The following is a 25,098-nucleotide window of genomic DNA, read 5'->3' on the forward strand; positions in this document are numbered from 1 at the left end:
TCGCTCCAGCTAAAGGAGAGCATCATGTAAAGAAAAAACAGGGAGTTTGCATGTTTGCACACTTCTGTGGCGGTCACAAGCAGGAAACGTCACTCACCGGACTATTTCTAATAGTTTACATTGCATAACAGCTTTTCTCCAATGCCAATAGTGGCTGTGAGAAAGAAGAATCAGAAGGCTTTAAAATTTCGCTTGCCCCTCTCCTCTAGAACACCATAAATGATGGCTTACGTTTTTCTATGAGGCTTGAACATCTTCTCATACAAAAATAAAACCGAGCCGCAAATTACTGCAAGGAGAATAAAAGATAACAAGAAAAATAATGGATTGATAAAACCAAATGCTATATTATTTGCAGTAATTTCATCTCCTAATAAAAATTCATCATATTAGGAGTATAAGATGTTGGCCAAATATAACTGTTCCTAAAATATATAATTATGGAGTACAAGAGAAACAATCACGGCTTCTTTCACGATCTTCAACACAACCACCTCAATACATGTGTATTGCGCGTCATTTTCTGAAGCCGCATCCTTTTTAATGAGATCCTTTCATAAAGAAGAAGCAAACTCATTTATACGATCAAAATATATTTAGCCCTAAGCGATAATTTACCTATTAAAATCACATGTCCATTCCCAAAACTTACTACCTTGGGCTACTATAAAGTAATCAAACCATTTTTCAAAAGTCAGGTTTAGAAACCCAAACGGATCGTCCAAACTTCCGCCGTTGTCAAGCCAATAAAGATATCCTTTTCTTTCGGGAGCTGGAGCTATAATGAGCCGGCAGCCATCGTAGCCATATCCAATAGGAAACCAATCTGAAGGATAATCAATATATTGATAATCCTCTAGTATCTCTTCGATAGATAATAATTGCAGTCCACCTCCGTTTTCAGGATCATCAAATAATGTAGCACCATTACATATTTTCAGAAAGTCTTCATAGTCACAGGAATATTAAAAGGCAGCTTCTTGATTTCTTCTTCTATTGCAGGGGGATTGAAACGAAATTGTAGTTTTCCTAAAAATCCTTCTTCATTTTGAACAACCAGCATATTCTTTTCATCTAGTCTTTTATTCAAAGCATCTAAAGTCATTTTGATTCGTACTGACATGTTGTGGCTATCACTCCTTTTATCATTCATCCAACAAGGACTAACAATCTTTCTGTGGAAATCCTTTTACAGTTGTATGAGGTTACTAAAATTGTCGAATACGGTGTATTTTATCATTTGGCCAAACTGTGCTCTTATATGTTTATTATACCATTTTCTGTAATTTTTCTATCTGAAGTAGTCCAATTGGCAGCATCAGCTTTTTCAAGTTGTAAATGATGAATCTGTGAATTTTTTCCTGATCATAGATCCTTATAACATCTTTACTTTACCTGTTTTTTCGATCAGCAACTGTACAGGATGAGATATTTGAACTTTTTTGTTGCAAAACTCTTTATTTTTATTGTTGTTATAAATACAATGTCCAAAAATACTGCCAGCCTTTTATAACAAAAAAGTGCTTAAATCGTGAATCTTTTTCGATGCTGTATTATGATGAGTATATAAAGACTACATTGATAGGAGTAAGAAATGATTTACATAGGCTTGACAGGTTGGGGAGATCATGATTCTCTCTATCCATCCGGAACATCATCGAATGATAAATTAACGATTTATGCAGGACATTTTCCTGTTGTTGAGGTCGATTCCACTTTTTATTCGATACAGCCTGAGAAAAACGTTCGAAAATGGGTGAACGAGACGCCCCAAAATTTTCAATTCATTGTAAAGGCGTATAAAGGAATGACTGGACACGAAACAGGCTTAGGATCTTTCGAAAGCCGCTCAGAAATGTTCGCTGCTTTTTATAAAATGATTCAGCCCTTTCAAGAAGCGAATAAATTGGCAATGGTTCTTTTTCAATTTCCCCCTTGGTTTCACTGCAAAAGAGAAAATGTTGATTTCTTGCGATGGTGCAAAGAGCAAATGAAGGATGCCCCTTGTGCACTAGAATTTCGCCACCGCTCCTGGTTCCTTCCTACATATTATGAAAAAACGCTTCAATTCATGGAGAAGGAAGGGTGGATTCACACCATTTGTGATGAGCCGCAGGCAGGGGAAAATTCAGTTCCGACCGTATTATATTGCACGAATAGAGAAAAGACCTTGGTAAGATTTCATGGACGAAATGTTCATGGATGGCTGAGGCCAAAAGAAGGGAATTGGCGTGAAGTACGATATTTATATAGATATAATGAACAAGAGCTTGATGAATGGAAAGGACACATAAAAATGCTGAAAAAGCAAACTAAAGATCTCTATCTCATTTTCAACAACAACTCGGGCGGAGACGCGGCGGACAATGGAAAAGAACTGATGAAAAAGTTAGGAATTACATATCATGATTTAGCGCCAAGGCAGCTTGATTTATTTGAGTGTTTTGAAAAGTATCCCACTGAAGGAGAGAGCGACTTTGATTGAGACGGTTCATATATATCATACGAATGATCTGCACAGTCATTTTGAAAATTGGCCGAAAATCGTTCATTATCTAAAAACAAAAAAACATATTCATAAAAGTAAAAACGAAACTGTTTTTTTATTCGATATCGGCGATCACGTCGATCGCTTTCACCCAATTACTGAAGCGACCGGGGGAGTCGCAAATGTTGAGCTGCTGAATCATTTAACTCCAGATGCAATAACGATTGGAAATAATGAAGGAATTACTCTTCCTTTTGAAGCATTGGATCGGCTGTATAATCATGCACAATTCCCTGTCATTGTGTCTAATTTATTTTACTTAGACGGTACTAGACCAAAATGGGCAAAGCCTTATGTGATTAAACATTTACAAAATGGAGTCCGAATCGGTATTTTAGGCGTAACGGTTTGCTTTGAGCAATTTTACCGTCAGTTAGGGTGGATGATAACAGAACCGATGGCAAATATAAAAGAAACATTGGAGGAAATCCGGGGCAAAGCAGATGTTATCATTCTTTTATCACACCTTGGAATATCCGATGATGAATGGATTGCTCAACAATTTCCTGATATCGATGTTATATTAGGAGCCCATACACATCATGTGCTTGATCGTGGAAAGCTTGTAGGCAATACGCTTTTGGCGGGAGCAGGAAAGTTTGGACAGTGGCTTGGACATATTGAACTTAAGATCGACTCTGCTCAAAAGAAGCTGGTAAATAAAAAAGCGGAGATTATTGAAACGAAAACGATTGAAAAAGAAGATGTTTTTACTATAAAGTGGCTTGATCAAAAAAAAGCTGAAAGTGCTCAAAAACTTAACGAAGCTGTTGTGGAATTAAAAGAAGAATTACGGATTGATTGGTTTTCAGATTCACCATTTGCAAAACTGTTGGCTTCCGCTTTAAAAGAATGGTGCGATGGGGAAGTTTCCATGGTGAATGCCGGAGTATTGCTTGAATCGCTTCCGAAAGGACTCGTCACAAAAGGCGATTTGCACCGGATTTGTCCTCATCCGATTAATCCTTGTAAAATCATGGTTCAAGGCGATCAATTAAAAGAAGTTATTTTACAAGCACGGACAAAAGAAATGGAGCAATTGAAGCTTAAAGGATTAGGCTTCAGAGGCAAAGTAATGGGGCGTATGGTTTTTGACGGCATTGAAACGGTCATGGAAACGTTGGAAGATGGCAAGGAACATGTGAAAAAGATCTTTGTAAATGGAAAACATCTTGATCAAAATCATGTGTATGCAGTGGCAACTATTGATATGTTTACATTAGGTCCATTATATCCGCAATTAAGCCGTGTAAAGAATAAAATATACTTCATGCCTGAATTGCTAAGAGATGTACTTGCTTGGAAATTATCGAAACAGTTCCTGCAAATCCATCAATAAATTTTTGTCAACATCACCTTTCCTTTCATAAAGTGAAGTAGGGAAGGAGGGTATTTTATGGTATCTGTATCGCCGGTTAAAATTGGTGATCATCAATTTACCGCCATTACCATTCAGCTGCCAAAAACGAATTTCATGGCTGTTACAGCCGAAAAAGGTTATATTATGTGCGGTGCGCTTGATGTAGCCTTATTGAATGAAAAATTAAAAGAGAGAAAAATTATTGCCGGCCGCGCTGTCGGAGTGAGGACAATTGAGCAGCTTCTTGAAGCCCCATTGGAATCAGTCACAACAGAAGCGGAGGCAATTGGCATTAAAGCAGGGATGACAGGCAAAGAAGCACTATTGAAAATGGTAGAAAAATAAAAAACAACCATTATCTTTTTATAAAAGAATGATTATTGCTCATCTATAGTGTACAGATGAAAGAAGTTTCCAAAACGTACCATCTATGAATTTAAATAAGATGTATTCCTTAATGGATTTTTTTTCAACAGACATGAAAAAGTATTTTCTATCATTTGATCAGCGATATAGCCGCAAGCAATTGCCATTCAGTCGAGTAAAAAACATAAAATTGATTCATAAAGAGCCCGTTCCTGAGTTGGTGCGGGCTCTTTATTTTTTTTCTTTTTGCCATTCAAGCCGTTCCCATAGTTTTAAATGCGGATAAGGGTCAAAAGACCACTCGGTTTTACCGTTGTCTTTATACATCCCGTAATGCAAGTGCGGCGGGAATTTGCCAGATGTTCCTGGAGGGCCGTAGCCGCTGCTTCCGACAGAACCGATGATTTGCCCCGGTTTTACGATTTGTCCAACGTGAATGTCTTTGGCAAAGCCGTTTAAATGTGCAAAATAATGGTACGTATTCTGAATGTCCCGAATACCGATTCTCCAGCCCCCATAGCGATTCCAGCCTTTCATTTCGACAATTCCGTAGCAAGTGGAACGAACCGGTACGCCATAATGTGCAAATATATCTGTGCCTTCATGAATTCTCCGGCCGCCCCATCCGCGCGCATCTCCCCATGTGTCACGGTAGCTGTAATCAGTTCTGACGGGAAGAGGAAAAGCATGCTCGTTTAATTGCAGATGCCCGAAATGTTTGAACAATTTCATATGACCTAAAATAATTCCGACCGTTTTATCACGGTGATAATAAGACCATAAACCAATTTTTAAATTTTCTATATCATTACCATATTTTGATAAAAAATGTGCAAAACTATATAAGACATCTTCATCATGATCCATTTGCGCTTTGCCGTCGCCGTTTCCATCCATTCCGATTCCCCCGAACAGCTGAATGCTAACCGGATTTTGGTCGTTCAAATTCGGATTGGCTGTCCCAGCCCATTTATCAGGAGGAATGTAAATGCCAATAACTCCTTTTTGTTTTGGGATATCATTTTTTATTTTTCTGACGTTTCGTTCGTATTGGTCGCACGCAGCCAATACATACCAAGGAATCTGGGTGATGGCTTCCACCTTTTTATACAGGCTCATTCGCAAATGATTTATTTGTTGTTCAGTTAATTGACTGGACGCATTGGCATGGCTGGAAAATAAAGATAAAAGTGCAGCCAATAATAACATTTTTCTGAGAACCACAATTGATAAACTCCTTTCCATCATGTCATGTCTTAGTGTAAGAAAAAAGTAAAGTTTCAATGGCTGGAAATTGAAGGAATATAAAATTCCTTTTTCTTGTCCAATATCTTTCCTTATGTTAAATTGACTATAGTGTATCATCTTTATTTTTTTAATGATTACATATTGGAGATGATGAAAAATGGCTCAAAAAGAAGAAAGTTTACGAAAACCTGAATGGCTTAAAATAAAATTAAATACAAACGAGAATTACACAGGGTTAAAAAAATTGATGCGCGAGCAAAAGCTTCATACGGTTTGTGAAGAAGCGAAATGCCCCAATATTCATGAATGCTGGGCAGTGAGAAGAACGGCAACATTTATGATTTTAGGAAGCGTTTGTACACGCGCATGCCGCTTCTGTGCAGTGAAAACAGGACTGCCAACCGAGCTTGATTGGCAAGAGCCGGAGCGTGTAGCGGATTCCGTCCGCATTATGAACTTAAAGCATGTTGTCATCACTGCAGTTGCCCGTGATGATTTGAAAGATGGCGGAGCAGCCGTTTTTGCTGAAACGGTTCGTGCTGTGCGCAAAAAAAATCCATTTACTACAATAGAAGTTCTTCCATCTGACATGGGCGGAGTGTACGAAAATTTAAAAACATTAATGGACGCTAAACCTGATATTTTAAACCATAATATTGAAACTGTTCGGCGCTTAACCCCAAGGGTTCGCGCTCGTGCAACCTATGAACGTTCTTTGGAGTTTTTGCGGAGAGCAAAAGAAATCAATCCGGATATTCCGACAAAATCAAGCATTATGATCGGGCTTGGGGAAACGAAAGAAGAAATTATCGAAGCGATGGACGACCTTCGTGCAAATCATGTTGACATCATCACAATCGGACAATATTTGCAGCCTACGAAAAAACATTTAAAAGTTCAAAAATTTTACCATCCAGATGAATTTGCAGAATTAAAAGAAATTGCTTTGTCAAAAGGATTCAGCCATTGCGAGGCAGGTCCGTTAGTCCGTTCGTCTTATCATGCTGATGAACAAGTAAATGAGGCAGCCAAACAGCGGCAGGCAAAAGCTTAAAGCCACAGAGCCGTCAAGAATTTCTTGACGGCCCGTTTTAATAAAAATAGGTAAATAACCTCTAAAAAATTCACCTATGCATCAACGTTTATTTCATTGATCTTTTATGTCGTGATCAATACTTTCGTTCATTTCTCCGAATCCTTCGCCATTTGCATTTTCACCAGCATTCAATTTTCTTCCTTGGGGAGACTTTAACATGCGCTGAATGGTCTGGTTTAAATTGCGGTTAATATTTGGAGACTCTCCATCAAGAGTGCTGTATGATTCGATTTCTTTAAACAGATTAGGATTATCGGTTACATAAATATGAAAATAACGCGGAACAATGGATGCAGCTGTCTTTTTCACTTGGTCAGCTGTTTCAAATTTGTTGTTTGAATCGGTTTTATACGCTATAAGAACTTCTTCATCTGTTACGAGCGTAGCAGCATCATGAACATTTGGAAGCTGGACGGCAAGCCTTCCGATTACGTCTGCTAATTGTTCCCGATTGATGACAGGAGTTTTTACTGTGGCTTTCTCTATTCCGGCTGTTGGACTTTTTTGATGCCGGACATATCCAAAGCTGTCTGAATCTTTATTGCTGTTATAATTATCATTTCTTTCTGCCACGTTTACCGTATTCCCGTTTTCATTATATAGACCTTTTCCTTCTTGATCATATTGGCACCCGCTGGCTGCAAGCGCAGCTATGATAAAAGGAGTAAAAAGCCTTTTTTTCATTTCAGCACCTCCTTATAATTTTAGGATTGCCGCTTTTAAAAAATTGTTGTCAGGCAATTGATGGAGGGAAATCATTTGTTTATGATAAACATATGGAAGAGGGTGAATTTGTAAATGATCACAATTTTTAATCAAACATACGAGCTTATAAAAGATTTTAAAAATGGTTTTAATGAAGAGGCTTTTAAAGCAAGGTACAGTGAAATTTTAAACAAATATGATTATATTGTCGGCGATTGGGGATATAGCCAATTGCGGCTGAGAGGATTTTTTGATGATCAAAACCAAAAAGCAACACATGATACGAAAATCAGCTCATTAGATGAATATTTGTATGAATATTGCAATTTCGGCTGTGCTTATTTTGTATTAAAGAAAATAAAAAAATAAACGCCAGATGCAAAAACATCTGGGTGTGAAAAAGTAATCAGGACGGCATACAGCCGTCCTGATTACTTTATTTCATACGGGTCTTCTTCATTTTTATCAGGTTCATCATGAGGAGGATGACTGCCCGGAAATTGTCTCGGCAAATTCTGATGCAAGGATTTGAATTCATAGTTAAAACTGCTATATGGACGCTGACCTTCTTCCCAAGGTGTGCTTTTATTCTCCACAGGTTCATCCTTTCCCCGCGGAGCTCCGTAGGCGCCTTCCGGCATATCCTCCGGGATAATATAGTTTCGCATTGTTTCCACTACTGAAAAATCAGTATATTCATTTTGTTTGTCCATTTTGTTCACCTGTCCATGATTTTACCATTATCGTTCCTCATGGAAGGTAATTTATACATTAGACGATCTCATATAAAAACTCCCGAAGCTCTTTTGCGTCTTCATCATTTAATTGATAAACATCTTCTAAATACCCCGGTTCTTTAAGATCATCTTCCCCAATGATCGCAAACCGGTTGCTTTGCAAATTTAGTACAAGATATTTTCCGTAATAGCGGTCCGATTGAATAATGGCTAAATCAAAGCGTTGATTTTCTCCCATAAAGCTAACAAATCTTGTTTTTGTCTCGACGGTTTCATCATACAAAAAAAAGCGTTCGGCCATGGTTCATTACCTCCGTTTCTTATAATTGCATTGTAGCATAAGATGATGCATTCACAACGATTTATCGCAAATTTGTGAGAAAACTTACCTCTGTTTCGATTCGCATAGCGATTTTTCTGTTGAAATAGAAGCAAAATAACACAATTTTTTTATCAGCCCGCACATCTGCTGCCATCAGCCATGATTTCTGTATCGAATGGGAAGTTAATTGGAGAAACATATCATGAATCGGCACGAAAGTCATATTCAAAATCCTCCTCTGCTTGTCATGAAAAATCGTCATCTGTAAAAGCAATTTTTTGTGCGCGTTTAGGAATTTCTTTATTAAATTGAAAAAATCTAAGCGGATCCTACCCGGCATGCAAGATGTATCAAACCGCGGAAAGCTTACGCCTGCTCAATCACGAAATCCAAATTTTAGAAACATCAGCTCTGTTTGCCAAAATCGATCCGTCTAACGAGAGGATTTTAGTGCTCTGCTTTAAAAAACTCAAAAGTGTGTAAAGTAGTAGGTAGTTCAAATGGTCGAGTATGGTAAAATAAAAAACGGATACAAAAACCTTAAGAAAGGAAAGAAATTATATGTATTTTGTGGACAGAAAAAAGATTGAAGATACTGTAAAATTTGTAGAAGATCTTGTATCCATGTTTGAAGGACATCAACAGTGGGAGTCTGATGTTGAAAAAAAAGCGTTGGAGCGGATTGCCCAATTGTTGATTGAGGCGATTTTAGATATCGGAAACGGAATTATTGACGGTTTTATTATGCGGGACCCGGGAAGCTATGAAGATATTATTGACATTTTAGAAGATGAATCTGTCGTTGACAGCAGGGATGCGGAAGGATTAAAAAAATTAATTTCCTACAGAAAAATGCTCGTTCAAGATTATTTAAACATACGGCATGAAGAACTGTATGATTCAATATCAACCCATTTACAAGTTTTGAGAAATTTTTGCCATCGTGTTCGAACCTACTTGGAAGATGAACTTGGACCAGTTACAGCTTTTAAGCCGTAATGGATTGATTGAAGGAGTGAAAAAAAATTGAAGAAATATAAAGGATATTTCATCGATTTAGACGGCACCATGTATCGGGGTACAGAAAAAATTGAAGAAGCTGAAGAATTTGTTAAAAAACTGAAGGAAAAAGGAATTTCGTACTTATTTATGACAAACAATTCTTCTAAAACCCCGAAGCAAGTAGCTGAAAAACTAATCAGTCTCGGCATTCCGGCGGAAGAGCATCAAATTTTAACTTCAAGCATTGCCACAGCCAATTTTATTTGGGAAAGAAAACAAAATGCTTCTATATATGTAATCGGTGAAGAGGGGCTGCGAAAGGCCTTGGAGGAAAAAGGTTTTCGCTTCGTCGATGAAAATCCGGATTTTGTCGTTGTGGGTATTGACCGAAACATCAATTATGAAAAGCTTGCCAAGGCCTGTTTAGCGGTTCGCGCAGGTGCAACATTTATTTCAACAAACGGGGATACTGCTCTGCCGACTGAGCGAGGACTGCTTCCAGGCAATGGCGCCATTACATCGGTCATTTCAGTATCTACAAATGTTCAGCCGATTTTTATCGGAAAACCTGAAAAAATTATTGTAGAGCAAGGGCTGAAAATGCTGAAAACGAAAAAAGAAGAAACGCTTCTTGTCGGAGATAATTACGAGACGGATATTAAGGCAGGTATCCAATCAGGGATGGACACCCTTCTTGTGCATACAGGCGTAACAACGAAAGAACACTTAAAACACAAAGAAATACAACCGACTTATACAGTGAATAACCTTTTGGAATGGCATGTGCTATGATGAAGCCTTTTTCTTTTCCAGCTGATTTCACAATAGGTGCTCCGCTGCCCCTACTGTGAATCAGTGGATCGATGGGCGAGCCGGCTTGAAGCTGCCGCTGCAATGGCTCCGACAATATCATCTAGAAAAGTATGACACTTACCTGTGCTTTTATCGTTTAAATGAGCAAGTATACCAGGCTTTTGTTTATCGATATAGCCATAGTTCGTAAACCCGATTGATCCGTAAATATTCACAATGGAAAATGCAAGAATTTCATCAATTCCATATAATCCTTCATCCGATTGGATGATCGATTGAAGAGGCTCCTGTAAATCCCCCTTTTCTGCTAGAACATCTAATTGAATTCCGGTTAAAATGGCATTTTGAACCTCTCTTTTCGAAAGAACTCTTTCCACGTTTTGCAAACAGTCTTCTTTTGTTAAGTTTGGATAATATTGCTGCTGTAAAAAATAGACGAGCTCTGCGATGTCATCCGGTGTAACTCCTCTATCTTTCAGCCATTTTCTTGCAGTTTGCTCTATTTTATCCATGTCGTTCACCCTATCTTTTACAAGTATATGAAAGTGCTGAAATCGGCTGTGACGCCGATTTCAATAAATTCTTGCTTAAATTTTCAAAAAGCATCAACATCTTTTTTATATTGTATACACAAAAGCTTTTCTACATGTTATAGTTTATGGCATTTTTTCATTATTTATATTGGGGTGTTTTTTTGAAAAATGGATTTATAGGGGGAATTAGGAATGAAAGAGCTTTTAAAAAAGCATTATGGAATAGATGTACTCGACTTTTTTTCAATTGGGCAATGGCAGGGGTTTAAAACAAAAAGAAATATCGGTTTTATTGCTGCTGTTTCACATATTGACCATAAGGAGCTTTATGAACTGTATGAAATGAGTCGTTATCTCCTTATGACTAACGAGAGAAAAGCTGCTTCGTTTTTATTAACTGTAAATGGGGATCTTACGGCAGAACATAATGGAACGCGCTACGCTGTGTTTCAAATACCTCAACAAACAAAGCGGCTTAATATAACTTCTCTCGGAAAAGAGCTGTCATTTTTTCACGAAGTTGGCAGAAGGCTGCCTTTTACTCCCGTTCATTCGAATCGAATTGGGCAATGGAGAAATTTATGGGCAAGGCGGATCGATCAAATGGAGCAATTTTGGAGTATTCAAATTGCTTCAAAGCCTCATCACGCCTTTGACAAGCTATTTATTGAATCCTTTCCATATTATTTAGGCTTAGGCGAAAATGCCATCCAATATTTAGCGGATACTGAGCTTGATGATCGACCATTGCCGGTTGATTCCGGCACCATATGTCATCAACGTTTTACGAGAGAAACATGGGAAAACGCATTTTCATTGCCTGTTGATTTCGTTTTTGATCATGGAGGAAGAGATATTGCTGAATGTTTAAGGTATGATTTTCTGACAGGAAGGCAAACAATTGATGAGCTTTTTTTGGCAGAATACGACCGAGCGTCTCCGTTATCCTCTTTTTTTTGGCGGTTAGTTTTTAGCAGGCTTTTGTTTCCTGTTCATTATTTTGAATGTGTTGAAAACTATTATCTTGCAGAGGAAGAAGAAAGGGATTCTCTGCAATTTCAAATGGAAAAAATTTTGCAAACATCTTCGCAATATGAGCAATTTTTATCTTCGTTTTCATCTATGATATATTTGAGGAAAAAGCAAATTGTATTGCCGGCTTTGACATGGTTATAAAAGGTTCATTTGCATTTTGTTGTGGTATCATAAAAAAGAAAGCAGCTAAAATCTTGCTGCTGTTTCGAACAAAGCATCGATTTTGTCATATCAATTCAAAACAATAGCCATTTATTAGAAGAAGGAGAAGATGAATCAGTGACCCAATATATTTTTGTAACAAGAAAGCTGCCAGAAAACCTATTGGATCCTCTTCGTTCCATCGGAGTTGTCGACATGTGGGAGCAGGATTCTCCATGTCCGAGGGCTGTATTATTGGAAAAGGCAAAAAAAGCTGATGCTCTGCTTACAATGCTGTCAGACCGGGTGGATGAAGAACTGCTTCAAAAAGCCAAAAAATTAAAAATCGTTGCTAATTTAGCAGTCGGGTATGACAATATCGATCTCGAAGCGTCGAAAAAGTACGGCGTGACTGTAACTAATACACCGGATGTACTAACAGAAACGACTGCCGATTTAACCTTTGCTTTGTTAATGGCAGCGGCAAGAAGATTGGTTGAAGCTGCGGAGTATGTAAAAGAAGGAAAATGGACAGGGTGGTCTCCATTTTTGTTGGCGGGAAGCGATATCCATCATAAAACGATTGGGATCGTTGGGATGGGGAAAATTGGAGAAGCTGTTGCGAGACGGGCAAAAGGATTTGATATGGAAATTTTGTATCATAATCGTTCAAAGAAACCGGAAGTGGAAAAAGAGCTTGGAGCGAAATACTGCACATTTGATGAATTGCTGGAGAAAGCCGATTTTGTCGTTAATTTAACGCCATTAACAAATGAAACGAAAAACTTGTTTGACGAGGAAGCCTTTAAAAAAATGAAAACAAGTGCAATATTTGTTAATGCTGGCAGAGGAGCATCTGTTGATGAAAACGCTTTGTATAATGCTCTAAAAACTGGTGAAATCGCTGGTTGTGGATTGGATGTGTTTAAAGAAGAACCGATTGATTCCAATCATCCGCTTTTATCATTGAAACAAGTTGTAGCACTTCCGCATATCGGCAGCGCGAGTCGGGAAACCCGCATAAAAATGATCGAACTTTGCGTCGAAAATATTCAACGTGTGTTAACGGGCGAGAAACCGAAAACAGCCGTTGTTTAAACGCCCAAAAAGCGTTTACATATGCGGATGATGAAAATTTCTCTTGTAAAATCAGTCATTGAAATTTATAATGTCTTATAAAACAGTTAATGTCTTTTTACGGCAGACAATTGTCTATTATAAATAAACATAAGGGAGATGAATTGGTTGGAATCAATCTCAGTAGGACTGCTCGGTTTAGGCACCGTTGGTAGCGGAGTAGTAAAAATCATTGAAGACCACCAGGATAAGCTCATTCATTTAATCGGCTGCCCGGTGAAAGTAAAAAAAATTCTTGTTCAAAATACAAATAAAAAAAGAGATGTTCATGTAGAACCTTCCCAATTAACGACGAATGTTCATGAGGTAATAGAAGATCCGGATATTGACGTCATTATTGAGGTCATGGGGGGAATTGAGCAGACACGGGAATATTTGCTTGAAGCATTAAATCGGAAGAAGCATGTTGTGACGGCAAATAAAGATTTGATGGCCGTGTACGGAACTGAGTTGCTCAAAAAAGCGACGGATAACGGCTGCGATCTTTTTTATGAAGCAAGTGTCGCAGGCGGCATCCCGATTCTGCGTACATTGGTAGATGGATTGGCGTCAGATCGGATTACAAAAATGATGGGGATTGTTAACGGAACGACAAACTTTATTTTAACGAAAATGTCAAAATACGGAACCCCTTATGAAGAAGTGCTGAAGGAAGCGCAAAGATTAGGATATGCAGAAGCTGATCCGACTTCTGATGTAGAAGGCTTGGATGCAGCGAGAAAGATGGCGATTTTGGCAAGACTTGGATTTTCTATGGAAGTAGATTTAGAAGATGTGGAAGTAAAAGGGATAACGGATATTACACAAGAGGATATTGATTACAGTAAACGGCTCGGCTATACGATGAAATTAATCGGCATCGCCCATCGAAGCGGCGATAAAATTGAAGTTAGTGTACAGCCTGCACTGCTGCCTGATCATCATCCGTTAGCTTCCGTTCAAGATGAATATAATGCGGTTTATGTGTACGGCGAAGCAGTAGGGGAAACAATGTTTTACGGTCCTGGCGCAGGAAGCTTGCCAACTGCAACCGCTGTTGTTTCGGATTTAGTAGGCGTATTGAAAAACATGCGTCTAGGTGTAAATGGAAGAAGCGCCGTAGCCCCGCAATATCAGAAACAATTGAAGGCACCTGAAGAAATTTTTGCTCAATACTTTTTACGAATTCACGTAGAAGATCAAGTTGGAGCTTTTTCAAAAATTACATCCCTCTTTTCAGACAGAGGTGTAAGCTTTGAGAAAATTCTCCAATTACCTCTGAAAAATAAAGATTTAGCGGAAATTGTCATCGTTACCCATAAAGCATCGAAAAAAGATTTTGAGGAAATTTTAATGGAGCTCCGAGATTTGCAAGTTGTTAAGGAAGTTAAAAGTACGTATCGAGTAGAAGGGAACGGCTTATTATGAAATGGAATGGACTAATTGCAAAATATAAAGAATTTTTGCCAGTAACGGACAAAACACCGATGCTGACATTGAACGAAGGGAATACACCTCTCATTCATTTACAAAAATTATCTGAAAAATTAGGCGTTGAGCTGTATGTGAAAACAGAAGGAGCGAATCCTACCGGTTCATTTAAAGACCGCGGTATGGTGATGGCAGTTGCAAAAGCGGTGGAAGAAGGAAGCACAACTATAATGTGTGCTTCAACTGGAAATACGTCTGCAGCTGCTTCCGCCTATGCGGCACGTGCAGGATTGCGTTCCATTGTTGTTATACCGAACGGAAAAATCGCTTTTGGAAAGCTTGCCCAAGCAGTTATGTACGGCGCAGAAATTTTTGCAATTGAAGGAAACTTCGATGATGCCTTAAAAATGGTTCGTGAAATTTGTGAAGAGCTGCCAATTACTCTTGTCAATTCTGTAAATCCTTACCGAATTGAAGGACAAAAAACAGCGGCGTTTGAAATTTGTGAACAGCTGGGAAAAGCTCCGGATTATTTGGCGATTCCGGTTGGAAATGCTGGAAACATTACAGCATATTGGAAAGGATTTAAAGAGTTTAATGAGCGGCACCAAACAGGGCTTCCAAAAATGCACGGTTTTGAAGCGGAAGGCGCCGCAGCCATTGTAAAAAATCAAGTGATTGAAAATCCGGAAACAGTGGCAACTGCCATTCGAATTGGAAACCCAGCAAGCTGGGAATTTGCTGTCAATGCTGCCAATGAATCAGGCGGAAAGATCGATATGGTAACAGATGAAGAAATTTTGGATGCTTATCAATTAATTGCAAGAACTGAAGGCGTTTTTGCTGAACCTGCTTCAAGTGCATCTATTGCAGGAGTGATGAAAGATGTAAATTCGGGGAAAATCCCGAAAGGAAGCACAGTTGTAGCAGTATTGACCGGCAACGGATTAAAAGATCCGAATACTGCGATCGATGTGTCATCAATCCAGCCGATCGTGCTGCCTAATGAAAAGAAAGCTGTGATGGACCATCTCAAGGGAGATGGGCATGTATGAAAGAAGGAGACATGTTAAAAATTCAAGTCCCCGGAAGTACAGCCAATCTTGGCCCCGGTTTTGATTCTGTAGGGCTCGCTTTAAACCGCTATTTAACACTAGCCGTTACATTTGCGGAAAATTGGACATTTAAGCCGGTAAGTGAAGAAGTAGCAAACGTACCGGAAGGGAAAGAGAATTTAATTTATAAAGTCGCTTCCAAGCTAGCAGAAAAACATGGTGTTAATCTTCCTGCATGTTATGTGGAAATTTCAAGTGATATTCCGATGACAAGAGGACTCGGAAGCAGCGCGGCCGCCATTGCAGCAGGGATTGAGCTTTGCGATCGTGTTTGTAAACTGAATTTGAGCGATGAAGAAAAAATTCATTTTGCCAGCAAGTTTGAGGGACATCCGGATAATGCCGGAGCTTCTATAGTAGGCGGTCTAGTGGTCGGCTATTTAACAGATGACCACACATATTTTGTAAAAGTGGATAATCTGGATGTGGATATTATCGCGGTTATTCCGCCATATTATTTATATACGAAGGATTCTAGAGGCGTTTTGCCGAAGACATTTAAATTTCAGCAGTCGGTGAAAGCCAGTGCGATCAGCAATGTGCTTGTTGGGAGCATCATGAATAATAATTGGGAATTGGCAGGTCAAATGATGGAAATGGACATATTCCATCAACCGTATAGGGAAAGTCTAGTTCCTGAACTGTCAGCTGTTCGAAAGATCGGAAAAGAGCACGGTGTGTACGGGACTGTATTGAGCGGTGCAGGTCCAACGATATTGTGTTTTGCTCCAAAAGGCATGAGACACTCATTGCGTCCTAAACTAAAAGAGGCTTTTCCTCATTGTGAAGTAACACAGCTAGAAATTGATTATGAAGGGACAAAGTCTTGGTTTACTCATATTGAAAGCTTGATATAAAGAAACAAACCGGCTTTTCGCCGGTTTGTTTCATTAAAATACTTGTTCTACTTCTACGATGCCTGGAACTTCTTCCAGCAGAGCCCGCTCAATACCTGCTTTCAAAGTAATGGTAGAACTTGGGCAGCTCCCGCACGCACCTAAAAGGCGCAATTTCACAATGCCCTCTTCAACATCAACTAATTCGCAGTCTCCGCCGTCACGAAGCAAAAACGGGCGCAGCTTATCTAAAACTTCTTGTACTTGTTCTTTTATTTGAACATCTGACATACTATCGACTCCTTTCTTATCCATCATTATATTCAAAATGAGCGATAAAATCTATTTGTAAGTTTCAAATTCATTGTATCACATTTTTTTTAAATCTAATATGGATAATCTAGGAGATCATCATTTTATTAAATAGGAGAGAACAAACATGAGAAAACCGGTAGAAATTTGCGTTTATGGTGCAGAAAACTTATGTCCAAGCTGTGTAAATTCGCCTTCAGCAAAAGATACATTTGAATGGCTGGAAGCAGCACTGACTAGAAAATATCCAGATCAGCCATTTGACATCACATATATTGATATATATTGTCCTCCGGAAGATGAAGAGAAAAAGAAAATAGCCGATCAAATCGTGAAGGAAGAATATTTTTATCCCCTTGTTGTCATAAATGGAGTGGTAGTAGGAGAAGGAAATCCAAAGATAAAAAGGATTTTTCAAGAGATGGAAAAACATGGTTACCAACCTGTGTAAGAAAGAGTTTACTCGTCATCCAGAACTGTGAAAGAAAAAGTGCATTGTCGATTTCTTCAAGCCAAAAGAACAGATTCGCTAAAAAAAAAAAAAAACGCTGCTTCGTTTTTTTGCATGCAAAATAATAGACAACTGTATTTCTCTTGATTTATATTTTCCAGTGAAAGAGTTCCGGAAAAAGAGAAGCCGGACGTACAAATGAACGCCCGGTTTTCTCATGCTCCACTATGATATTTATAAATCCAAAGAATTCCTGATTTTAAAAGACGTGGCACACGTCCAGTGAGTGCGCGATCTCCTACCATCCCAAAACCTGATTTTTTTCCGAGAGAACCGAGAACGCCTTTTAATTTGAACGGCGGCAGTTCCTCTGGAAGAGGTTCGTTGTTCCATTTTTTGAGCAATACTTGTACAATTTGTTCAGCCTGCGCTTCGGCAAGTTGAGCACTTGGTGCGTAAGGAAGGCTTGCACAGTCTCCAACAACATACACATGTTCATCTTGAGGAAGATGATGGTATTTTGTTAAAATAACCCGTCCTTGCCGGTCTTTTTCAACATTCAATTTCCTTACGACATAATTCGGTTGAATTCCTGCGGTCCAAACGACAACATCACAAGGAATCGGTTCATCATGGTTATAAACCATATTGGGCTCAACTTTTGTAATATTGGCGCTGTTGATTACTTCAACCCCGTGCTCTTCAAACCATGTTTGGACATATTTGCTTAATCGTTCCGGGAAGTTTGATAAGATCACTTTTCCGCGGTCAAACAGCTTGATTTTTAAATCGGATCTGCTTTCACGCAGTTCGCTTGCCAATTCAACGCCGCTCAATCCGGCTCCAACTATGCAGACTGTTGCACCTGCTCCTAAATTGTTCAGCTTTTGATACGTTTCACGTGATTGATCGATTGTTTGAATGCTGCAAGTGTATTTGTCAGCACCCGGAACATTATGATACTTGTCTTCGCATCCTAATCCGATGATAAGATCATCATACGTGATTGGAGATTGATCTTTTAAATGTACAAGCTTTTGTTCAAGGTCAATGTCCGTGACTTCACCGTAATGAACGTTCAATTTCGGGTGTTCTGGAAAGGCCACGCGCACATGCTGATCTGAAATCGTTCCCGCAGCCAGCGCATAGTATTCCGTTTTTAAACAATGATAAGGGTTTTTATCCACTAATGTTATTTCGACACCATCCGGCAAGTTATTGGGAAGCAGCTTGTGAAGAATTCTCATGCCGCCATAGCCGCCTCCGAGGAGCAGTAACTTTCTCATCGCGATTCCCCTTTTCCCTGCAAATGTTTACCCCAAAACTGTGACAATCGTAACAAATGCCACTAAAAGTATAACGAATTTATGTATAAATCACAACATACTTAAGGAAAAATAGCACAATTGTTATGGCAAAATGTTAAATGAGCCTTGAAGTTCAATGCTTTGACAATGAAGAAAAAAAGCATTATGATAGGCTACTGAGTATAGAAGGAGGACAATTCACGTGAAACCAATTATAGAGTTTTGTGTCAGCAACTTAGCAAACGGTTCACAAAAAGCATTAGAACAATTAGAAAAAGATCCTAATTTAGATATAGTTGAATACAGCTGCCTAGGGTATTGCGGCCAATGCTACGAATCGCTTTTTGCCCTTGTAAACGGAGAAGCGGTAGAAGGGGAAACGGCAGAAGAGCTAGTGAAAAATATTTATCAATTTTTAGAAGAAAATCCAATGTTTTAATAGAAAATAAAAGTGAATGATAAAATTAAAAGGGAGACAAGCTTTTGATTCTCCTTATTTTGATCCTGTCTCTAAATATTTCATTCGAGGTATGAGAGCATATTATAAAATGTAAGTATGAATCTCAATATTGTTTCTCAGTACGACGCTTGCCTTTGCGGATGAGTCTTTTTTTTACGTATGAGCAAGGTGTTTGAAGCGGCAGGCTGATGATATAAAAAATAAAAGCCCCTCTTATATTTCCCGAGGAGCTTTTATTTATATATGAAAACGGGGGATATTTTTATTGTCAACAAATTTTGAACGTTTTATACTTATAAAAACAAATTTTTTGTTGTTTTGGAGGAAAAGATGGAAACTTTTCAATTTACAAAAATGCATGGATTAGGAAACAGTTATATTTATGTAAATGGATTCGAAGAAACGCTTCCGGAGCATCTCCTGCCAGATATTGCGCGAAAAGTTGCGAACGTTCATACCGGCATCGGTTCAGATGGGCTAATATTAATTCTTCCATCTGAACGTGCGAATGTGAAAATGAGAATTTTCAACAGTGACGGTTCAGAAGGAAAAAACTGCGGAAACGGTTTGCGCTGTGTCGCAAAATATGTTTATGAGCATAACATAGTAAAAGAGAAAAAGTTTTTGATCGAAACACTTTCTGGCTTGGTTGAAGCCGAAGTCCATGAAGAAAATGGACGAGTATCATGCGTCACAATTGATATGGGTCACCCTAAGCTGTTAAAAAAGGAAATACCGATGGCCGGAAACGGAGATGAAACAGCTATTGGTGAAATCATGGAATTTAACGGCTCGAAATATGAAGTCACAGCGGTTTCGATGGGAAATCCACACATCATCTTTTTTGTGGACGATATTGAGAAAGCTCCATTAACAACATTGGGGCCGGTTGTCGAAAAAGATGCAAGATTTCCAGAAGGGGTAAATGTAGAATTTGTCGAAATCGTCAATGACCATGAGCTTCATTTTCGAGTATGGGAAAGAGGTTCAGGTGTCACACAAGCTTGCGGCACCGGAGCATGTGCGGCAGTGGTCGCATCCGTATTAAACGAGCAAACAACAAGAGGCAAAGAAACAGTTGTCCATCTTGCCGGCGGCGATTTATTTATTAAATGGACTGACGAGGGGAAAATTTTGATGAAAGGACCTGCTGAAACGGTTTGCACGGGGACCTATTATTATGAAGCCGGTTCAGAAATTTGAGAGTTTTTTTCTGAAAAGGTATACTAAAAGTGACTCAAAAATTAATGAAAAGGAGGATGGGTCATGTCTGAAATTGTTATGCTTACCGAAGCGGCAGCTTTTCAAATAAAAGATATGATGAGAGAAAATGAGGAAGAAGGCGCCTATTTGCGTATTGGTGTGAAAGGCGGCGGCTGCACTGGACTTTCATATGGCATCGGGTTTGAACAAGAAAAACAAGAAGATGATCACGAATTTGAACAATTCGGCATTCGAATTTTAGTGGATAAAGACAGCGCCCCTATATTAAAGGGAACAAAGATTGATTATAAACAATCGATGCTTGGTGGAGGATTCACAATAGACAACCCTAATGCGATTGCGTCTTGCGGCTGCGGCGCCTCCTTTAGAACTGCAACACACGCTGGAACACCGGAAGAGTGCTAAAAAAGATTCTTTCCTGAAGCCAAGCATAATGATCGCTTTATTCCTTAACTTTTTCTATACTCACAATAAAATATATCCTAATAAAGTGGAATCCCAAAAAAAGTCTGCTTTATTAGGATATTTTTATGGGAAAAACGGCTAAATGCAACTTATTAAAAGTGATAGAGAATTAAATGAGGATATTTACAGATCACAGATTTTCATCATGGAAGACTGTGCGAAAGACTATATGAATTACCGATGAAAGTTGAAAAAAGATAGGGCTGTCCGATGAGTTTCTAAAATGAAGGATTTTGGAGCTACTGTAAAGGACAAAAATAAAGGAATCAAGTTTGTAAATGTCCTTCATAGAGGCAATGAAGTCCAACAAAAGCAATTGTATGTGCTGAATGTCCGTCATAAAACTTTTGAAGACTAATTCAGAAAGAGAGCATAAGAAAAGTCCTTCATAAAACTTCTGAAGGATGTAAACAAAGGATAAATAGTCTGTCCGATTGATGCAGTCTGGTTTCTTTAGAAAAGTACTTGACAAAAAGGCTGTCTCAAAAGGTCATAAAAAATGACCTTTTACGAGACAGCCTTTATTCTTTCCAATAAAATTTACTTTTGCTTATTATTCCCGCTGTAAGGGGGCTGTTCAGAAAGGCAGATCCCCATTGAAAAACAAAAAATCATAAGTCCTGGTATTTCAACGTTTCTAAAACATTAAAGAGGGTGTCAAAAAGCCGAAAAAACGACTTATTAGACACCCACATCTTTTTTCATCAATTAAACATACTTGTGCTGTGCATTGGCTGAACTTTTGCGCTTGGGTCAATATAAGCTTTGGCATTGTTTACAGCTGTTGGACCTTCGCCAAACCCAGTCGCAATTAATTTTATTTTTCCTTCATAAGTACAAATGTCTCCGGCAGCATAAATTCCCGGAATATTTGTTTCCATTTTTGAGTTAACAACAATCGAATTTTTCTCAATTTCCAGCCCCCAGTTTTTGATAGGGCCTAAAGAGGAAACGAAGCCAAAATTGACAATTACTTCATCTACATCAATAATCTCTTTCCGATCTCCTTTTGCTTCTTCGACTACGACTTGTTCAATTCGATCCTTGCCGATAAGCTCAACAGGAACAAAAGGTGTTAATATATTTGCTTTAGAATTTTTTAATTGATTTACGCTATGCTCGTGCGCGCGAAATTTATCTCTTCGATGGACAACCGTTACTTTTTCTGCAATAGGCTCAAGCATTAACGCCCAGTCAACAGCTGAGTCGCCGCCTCCAAACAGGACGACCTTTTTGCCTGCAAAATAGTTTAAATCTTCTACAAAATAGTGCAGGTTTTTCCCTTCAAATTGCTCAGCATTTTCCAGCTGAAGTTTACGTGGTTGAAATGCGCCGTTTCCGGCAGTGATGATAATCGTTTTTGAATAATGTATTTCTGAATTTGTCGTTAACTTAAATGTCCCGTCACTTTGTTTTTCAACTTCCTGAACTTCCTGTTCAAGGCAGACGGTTGGATTGAATAAGGCAATTTGTTCTTTTAAATTATTGACTAATTCTTGAGCTCTAATTTTTGGAAACCCCGCTACATCATATATGTATTTTTCAGGATAAAGCGCTGTCAATTGCCCTCCTAATTGTGGAAGGCTTTCAATAATTTTAACGGAAGCCTGCCTCATTCCTCCGTAAAAAGCTGTGAACATCCCGACAGGTCCCCCGCCAATAATCGTTATATCGTAGACTTTGCTGTCCTCTTTCACAGACGATTCCCCCTCTTGTTAATCTTTATTAATCATATCATAAAAAAAAGATTGTAAAAATACAAAAATTCTGTCATTTAAAGATTTATAAAGTTGATCATTTAGCTTAAAAATAAACTTGAAAAGTTGGACACAAACGGATATCATGACTATAGGTAAAAAGATGTTAAATTTTATTGACAATTTTGCCCTTATAATTTTTTGTCCAAGAACGTGAATATTTTCACAAATTATGTGAAAAGTGAGTCTAGAATTGACCGCTTTAAAAATTACGGAAAAGGTTGGTGTGTCTTGTGAGAAATCCTAAAGTTGTTATTTTAGGTGCCGGTTATGGAGGATTAATGACCGTAACACGTCTACAAAAAATGGTGAGTGTGAACGAGGCTGATATTACACTTGTCAATAAGCATGATTATCATTATGAAACAACATGGCTGCATGAAGCATCTGCAGGCACCCTTCATCATGACCGATGCCGCTATCCAATTAAAGATGTAATTGATACAAACAAAGTAAACTTTGTGCAAGATTCTGTAAAATTAATTAAAACAGATGAGAAAAAAGTCATTCTTGAAAATGGCGAGCTTAACTATGATTACTTAGTAGTCGCTCTTGGGGCTCATCCGGAAACGTTTGGAATCCAAGGGTTAAAAGAATACGCTTTCACAATTTCCAACATTAATTCTGCTAGACAAATTAGAGAGCATATTGAATATCAATTTGCTACATACAATACAGAAGAAGAAAAAGATGATACACGTCTAACCATTGTAGTCGGAGGTGCAGGATTCACTGGAATTGAGTTTTTAGGCGAACTTGCCAACCGTGTTCCTGAGCTTTGCCGAGAGTATGATATTGACCCTAAAAAAGTCCGTATTATTTGTGTGGAAGCAGCACCGACAGCACTTCCAGGTTTCGATCCTGAACTTGTGGAGTACGCAGTCAATCAACTGCAGCGCAAAGGTGTTGAGTTTAGAATCGGCACAGCGATAAAAGAATGTACTGAACAAGGAATTATTGTTGGGAAAGACGATCAAACGGAAGAAATAAAAGCAGGCACTGTTATTTGGGCGGCTGGTGTGCGCGGAAACAGTGTAATTGAAGAATCTGGTTTTGAGGCAATGCGGGGCCGCGTAAAAGTAGAGAAAGACTTGCGCGCACCAGGACATGATGATGTGTTTATTATTGGAGACTGTTCATTAATTATTAATGAGGAAATCAATCGTCCATATCCGCCGACAGCGCAAATTGCAATGCAGCAGGGAGAAGTTTGCGCGAGAAATTTAGCTGCATTAATTCGCGGTAAAAAAGAACTCGAACCATTTAAGCCAGATATTAAAGGAACTGTTGCTTCTCTAGGAGAAGATGATGCAGTAGGTATTGCGTTAGGCAAAAAAATGGTCGGTACAAAAGCATCCTTCATGAAGAAAATGATTGATAACCGCGCGCTATATATGGTTGGCGGAGCAGGTCTCGTGTTGAAAAAAGGAAAATTCAAATTTTTTTAAGCTGAAGAAAAGAGCAAAGGCTTAAGGGCTTTTGCTCTTTTAAAATAATGTTTTATAAACATGAACAGCTTTTGTAATTTCTTTTAAAGCAGGAAAGTAAAATGTTTTGGAGAAGGAGCCGCTCTGTATTTATTGAATTTTCGTAGTAATAAGCTTTTAAACAAATTAAATTAAAGAGCTCGCTATGCTGATTGCGATTAGAGGGTTCGATTCAGCATAAAATCGCCATGCTGATCTGCAATTATATAGTAGCCTGATGTATTTGGTCTGTAGGACAGCTATACCCGATATTTCCTTCAAAGTTCTTCGTTTTATTCTCAAGTTCTTGTGCTTCTTTTGTTTGTTTACACCGTCTTTTTTGTGCTTGAAGGAATGAAAGTTCTCTCTTAAATGTTGAAGCCAAATCCCTCTTTATGGTACTAGCACAAAAGCATCTCACATGAGTAAAAAACAGACAAAGCACTGTACATTAGGACAATCTTTCTTAAAGGTGATTTTTGGCATTTTGAAACGTTTGGGGAAACTTCCAGTTCTTTTGTATAAATTTTGAACTGCTCAAAGGTTGGAGAGCCTACTGAGAACCTTTTTGTGTGCATGTCAAACTTGCTTTGCTGATTTATGCCGATTAAATTCAATCTTGTACTTGATATATTGGAATAAATAGGTTAATAATTAAGGTAACAATTTATCGATTTGCTGCTTTAAAGGTTTGGCACATGTAAGAAGATCTGGCAAATTAACAAAGGCTGGTCAAGTTTTATCCTTATTAAACCACATAAAAACTTTTAATAATAATACGACAGTTTTCTGAGGGTGAGGTCACGATGATGAACATACCGGTGCTGTTGATTTCCATGCTGCTGTTCTTAGTTTTATTTTTTGGAATCGGTTTTTTATTAAATATGCTTTTAAGAATGTCATGGATAATGGCGATACTTTATCCGTTAGTATGTATTTTTTTAATTGATGAAGTGAATTTTTTTGATTATTTCAAATCACCTAGCCGCTCATTTTCTCTGTTGGGGGAAAAAATCGCCTCTCTTGCCGTAGCAGACATTCTCATTTTAGGAAGCGGGATGGTAGGTGCGATCCTATCAGGGATTGTCATTCGAATGCTTCGAGCAAGAGGATATCAAATGTTTTAAGCTTTTCCGTATAATCGGAAGGCTTTTTTTATGTAAAAAAAACGCTTTTTTTTTAAAACAATGTTATTTGAGTGCCTACATTTTATTTTTAATTTATCGGAAAATTTATACATGTCGGAACGTAT

The 25,098-nt window shown here is 38.4% G+C and carries 30 protein-coding genes; 19 read left to right on the plus strand and 11 right to left on the minus strand.

Annotated elements, in window-relative coordinates; genetic code table 11:
* Nucleotides 1-614: 614 nt before the first annotated feature.
* Both RI196_RS18505 and RI196_RS04300 read right to left on the minus strand, forming a co-directional pair.
* Entirely contained in the window at nucleotides 615-941 is a 327-nt protein-coding gene (locus RI196_RS18505; RefSeq protein ID WP_375338801.1) for a hypothetical protein, read from the minus strand.
* Entirely contained in the window at nucleotides 938-1,123 is a 186-nt protein-coding gene (locus RI196_RS04300) for a hypothetical protein (RefSeq protein ID WP_066249204.1), read from the minus strand. The genes RI196_RS18505 and RI196_RS04300 overlap by 4 nt, the downstream gene beginning before the upstream one ends.
* A 471-nt stretch (nucleotides 1,124-1,594) precedes the next feature.
* On the opposite strand from RI196_RS04300, the gene RI196_RS04305 reads away from it, so the two are divergent.
* Genes RI196_RS04305 through RI196_RS04315 form a run of 3 tightly spaced genes read left to right on the plus strand, consistent with a single transcriptional unit; the run spans nucleotide 1,595 to nucleotide 4,253 of the window.
* The gene (locus tag RI196_RS04305) at nucleotides 1,595-2,485 is read left to right on the plus strand and encodes a DUF72 domain-containing protein (protein ID WP_066249206.1); all 891 of its coding nucleotides are present in this window, start codon (nucleotides 1,595-1,597) and stop codon (nucleotides 2,483-2,485) included.
* Nucleotides 2,478-3,887: a bifunctional metallophosphatase/5'-nucleotidase gene (locus RI196_RS04310; protein ID WP_066249209.1), complete on the plus strand. Its 1,410-nt coding sequence runs from the start codon at nucleotides 2,478-2,480 to the stop codon at nucleotides 3,885-3,887. Before RI196_RS04305 ends, RI196_RS04310 begins: the two co-directional genes overlap by 8 nt.
* A 57-nt stretch (nucleotides 3,888-3,944) precedes the next feature.
* Nucleotides 3,945-4,253, plus strand: a complete 309-nt coding sequence (locus tag RI196_RS04315; RefSeq protein WP_063387095.1) for a YunC family protein — start codon at nucleotides 3,945-3,947, stop codon at nucleotides 4,251-4,253.
* Nucleotides 4,254-4,505: 252 nt separating this feature from the next.
* Here RI196_RS04315 and RI196_RS04320 read toward each other — a convergent pair whose 3' ends face one another.
* Complete coding sequence (locus RI196_RS04320) at nucleotides 4,506-5,483, minus strand: M23 family metallopeptidase (protein ID WP_130157080.1); 978 nt, start codon at nucleotides 5,481-5,483, stop codon at nucleotides 4,506-4,508.
* Between the two features lie 196 nt (nucleotides 5,484-5,679).
* Here RI196_RS04320 and lipA point away from each other — a divergent pair, with 196 nt between their 5' ends.
* Nucleotides 5,680-6,576 (plus strand): lipoyl synthase, encoded by an 897-nt coding sequence (lipA, locus tag RI196_RS04325; protein WP_063387093.1) that lies wholly within the window; start codon nucleotides 5,680-5,682, stop codon nucleotides 6,574-6,576.
* A 93-nt stretch (nucleotides 6,577-6,669) separates the two neighbouring features.
* On the opposite strand, the gene RI196_RS04330 is transcribed toward lipA, so the two are convergent.
* Nucleotides 6,670-7,302: a YhcN/YlaJ family sporulation lipoprotein gene (locus RI196_RS04330; RefSeq protein WP_094245251.1), complete on the minus strand. Its 633-nt coding sequence runs from the start codon at nucleotides 7,300-7,302 to the stop codon at nucleotides 6,670-6,672.
* Nucleotides 7,303-7,416: 114 nt separating this feature from the next.
* Between RI196_RS04330 and RI196_RS04335 the strand changes: the two genes are divergently transcribed.
* Complete coding sequence (locus RI196_RS04335; RefSeq protein ID WP_063387091.1) at nucleotides 7,417-7,692, plus strand: YutD family protein; 276 nt, start codon at nucleotides 7,417-7,419, stop codon at nucleotides 7,690-7,692.
* 62 nt (nucleotides 7,693-7,754) lie between these two features.
* Here the strand turns inward: RI196_RS04335 and RI196_RS04340 are convergent, their stop codons facing one another.
* From RI196_RS04340 to RI196_RS04350, 3 genes are all read right to left on the minus strand, one after another.
* Nucleotides 7,755-8,036: a hypothetical protein gene (locus tag RI196_RS04340; protein ID WP_063387090.1), complete on the minus strand. Its 282-nt coding sequence runs from the start codon at nucleotides 8,034-8,036 to the stop codon at nucleotides 7,755-7,757.
* Nucleotides 8,037-8,094: 58 nt separating this feature from the next.
* The gene (locus RI196_RS04345; protein WP_063387089.1) at nucleotides 8,095-8,361 is read right to left on the minus strand and encodes a DUF3055 domain-containing protein; all 267 of its coding nucleotides are present in this window, start codon (nucleotides 8,359-8,361) and stop codon (nucleotides 8,095-8,097) included.
* A 61-nt stretch (nucleotides 8,362-8,422) separates the two neighbouring features.
* Entirely contained in the window at nucleotides 8,423-8,605 is a 183-nt protein-coding gene (locus RI196_RS04350) for a hypothetical protein (RefSeq protein ID WP_311066987.1), read from the minus strand.
* A gap of 338 nt (nucleotides 8,606-8,943) precedes the next feature.
* Here RI196_RS04350 and hepT point away from each other — a divergent pair, with 338 nt between their 5' ends.
* Both hepT and nucF read left to right on the plus strand, forming a co-directional pair.
* The gene (gene hepT, locus RI196_RS04355; protein ID WP_094245252.1) at nucleotides 8,944-9,381 is read left to right on the plus strand and encodes a type VII toxin-antitoxin system HepT family RNase toxin; all 438 of its coding nucleotides are present in this window, start codon (nucleotides 8,944-8,946) and stop codon (nucleotides 9,379-9,381) included.
* A gap of 27 nt (nucleotides 9,382-9,408) precedes the next feature.
* The gene (gene nucF, locus RI196_RS04360; RefSeq protein ID WP_144597771.1) at nucleotides 9,409-10,176 is read left to right on the plus strand and encodes a 5' nucleotidase NucF; all 768 of its coding nucleotides are present in this window, start codon (nucleotides 9,409-9,411) and stop codon (nucleotides 10,174-10,176) included.
* 50 nt (nucleotides 10,177-10,226) lie between these two features.
* Here the strand turns inward: nucF and RI196_RS04365 are convergent, their stop codons facing one another.
* Entirely contained in the window at nucleotides 10,227-10,709 is a 483-nt protein-coding gene (locus tag RI196_RS04365) for a phosphatidylglycerophosphatase A family protein (protein WP_144597770.1), read from the minus strand.
* Between the two features lie 213 nt (nucleotides 10,710-10,922).
* Here RI196_RS04365 and yutH point away from each other — a divergent pair, with 213 nt between their 5' ends.
* The 5 genes from yutH to thrB all read left to right on the plus strand — a co-directional run bounded on the left by yutH (nucleotide 10,923) and on the right by thrB (nucleotide 16,425).
* Nucleotides 10,923-11,906, plus strand: coding sequence for a spore coat putative kinase YutH (gene yutH, locus RI196_RS04370; protein WP_066249218.1), 984 nt, complete (start codon nucleotides 10,923-10,925; stop codon nucleotides 11,904-11,906).
* A gap of 138 nt (nucleotides 11,907-12,044) precedes the next feature.
* Nucleotides 12,045-13,004, plus strand: coding sequence for a 2-hydroxyacid dehydrogenase (locus RI196_RS04375; RefSeq protein WP_311066988.1), 960 nt, complete (start codon nucleotides 12,045-12,047; stop codon nucleotides 13,002-13,004).
* Nucleotides 13,005-13,151: 147 nt separating this feature from the next.
* Nucleotides 13,152-14,450 carry a homoserine dehydrogenase gene (locus RI196_RS04380; protein WP_186439305.1) on the plus strand — a complete coding sequence of 433 codons (1,299 nt, stop codon included), beginning with the start codon at nucleotides 13,152-13,154 and terminating at the stop codon, nucleotides 14,448-14,450.
* Nucleotides 14,447-15,508 carry a threonine synthase gene (thrC, locus tag RI196_RS04385; RefSeq protein WP_311066989.1) on the plus strand — a complete coding sequence of 354 codons (1,062 nt, stop codon included), beginning with the start codon at nucleotides 14,447-14,449 and terminating at the stop codon, nucleotides 15,506-15,508. The genes RI196_RS04380 and thrC overlap by 4 nt, the downstream gene beginning before the upstream one ends.
* On the plus strand, nucleotides 15,505-16,425 hold the full coding sequence (gene thrB, locus RI196_RS04390; RefSeq protein ID WP_311066990.1) for a homoserine kinase: 921 nt from the start codon (nucleotides 15,505-15,507) through the stop codon (nucleotides 16,423-16,425). The genes thrC and thrB overlap by 4 nt, the downstream gene beginning before the upstream one ends.
* Before the next feature lie 33 nt (nucleotides 16,426-16,458).
* On the opposite strand, the gene RI196_RS04395 is transcribed toward thrB, so the two are convergent.
* Nucleotides 16,459-16,722, minus strand: a complete 264-nt coding sequence (locus tag RI196_RS04395; RefSeq protein ID WP_375338782.1) for a NifU family protein — start codon at nucleotides 16,720-16,722, stop codon at nucleotides 16,459-16,461.
* A gap of 121 nt (nucleotides 16,723-16,843) precedes the next feature.
* Between RI196_RS04395 and RI196_RS04400 the strand changes: the two genes are divergently transcribed.
* Entirely contained in the window at nucleotides 16,844-17,167 is a 324-nt protein-coding gene (locus RI196_RS04400) for a YuzD family protein (protein ID WP_066249224.1), read from the plus strand.
* A 215-nt stretch (nucleotides 17,168-17,382) separates the two neighbouring features.
* Here the strand turns inward: RI196_RS04400 and RI196_RS04405 are convergent, their stop codons facing one another.
* On the minus strand, nucleotides 17,383-18,453 hold the full coding sequence (locus RI196_RS04405) for an NAD(P)/FAD-dependent oxidoreductase (protein WP_063387078.1): 1,071 nt from the start codon (nucleotides 18,451-18,453) through the stop codon (nucleotides 17,383-17,385).
* A gap of 223 nt (nucleotides 18,454-18,676) precedes the next feature.
* Between RI196_RS04405 and RI196_RS04410 the strand changes: the two genes are divergently transcribed.
* From RI196_RS04410 to RI196_RS04425, 4 genes are all read left to right on the plus strand, one after another.
* Nucleotides 18,677-18,913 carry a YuzB family protein gene (locus RI196_RS04410; RefSeq protein ID WP_094245256.1) on the plus strand — a complete coding sequence of 79 codons (237 nt, stop codon included), beginning with the start codon at nucleotides 18,677-18,679 and terminating at the stop codon, nucleotides 18,911-18,913.
* A 351-nt stretch (nucleotides 18,914-19,264) separates the two neighbouring features.
* A complete protein-coding gene (gene dapF, locus RI196_RS04415) occupies nucleotides 19,265-20,137 on the plus strand; it encodes a diaminopimelate epimerase (protein WP_094245257.1) in 873 nt (290 codons plus the stop codon).
* Nucleotides 20,138-20,200: 63 nt separating this feature from the next.
* Nucleotides 20,201-20,563 carry a HesB/IscA family protein gene (locus RI196_RS04420; RefSeq protein WP_063387075.1) on the plus strand — a complete coding sequence of 121 codons (363 nt, stop codon included), beginning with the start codon at nucleotides 20,201-20,203 and terminating at the stop codon, nucleotides 20,561-20,563.
* 283 nt (nucleotides 20,564-20,846) lie between these two features.
* Nucleotides 20,847-20,981, plus strand: a complete 135-nt coding sequence (locus RI196_RS04425; protein WP_311066991.1) for a hypothetical protein — start codon at nucleotides 20,847-20,849, stop codon at nucleotides 20,979-20,981.
* Between the two features lie 346 nt (nucleotides 20,982-21,327).
* Here the strand turns inward: RI196_RS04425 and RI196_RS04430 are convergent, their stop codons facing one another.
* The gene (locus RI196_RS04430; protein ID WP_063387074.1) at nucleotides 21,328-22,320 is read right to left on the minus strand and encodes an NAD(P)/FAD-dependent oxidoreductase; all 993 of its coding nucleotides are present in this window, start codon (nucleotides 22,318-22,320) and stop codon (nucleotides 21,328-21,330) included.
* Nucleotides 22,321-22,604: 284 nt separating this feature from the next.
* Here RI196_RS04430 and RI196_RS04435 point away from each other — a divergent pair, with 284 nt between their 5' ends.
* The gene (locus RI196_RS04435) at nucleotides 22,605-23,828 is read left to right on the plus strand and encodes an NAD(P)/FAD-dependent oxidoreductase (protein ID WP_186439306.1); all 1,224 of its coding nucleotides are present in this window, start codon (nucleotides 22,605-22,607) and stop codon (nucleotides 23,826-23,828) included.
* A gap of 827 nt (nucleotides 23,829-24,655) precedes the next feature.
* Nucleotides 24,656-24,973 (plus strand): YuiB family protein, encoded by a 318-nt coding sequence (locus RI196_RS04440; protein WP_063387105.1) that lies wholly within the window; start codon nucleotides 24,656-24,658, stop codon nucleotides 24,971-24,973.
* Nucleotides 24,974-25,098: the final 125 nt, after the last annotated feature.

It is taken from the genome of Aeribacillus composti (assembly GCF_031760945.1).
Classification (GTDB): domain Bacteria; phylum Bacillota; class Bacilli; order Bacillales; family Aeribacillaceae; genus Aeribacillus; species Aeribacillus composti.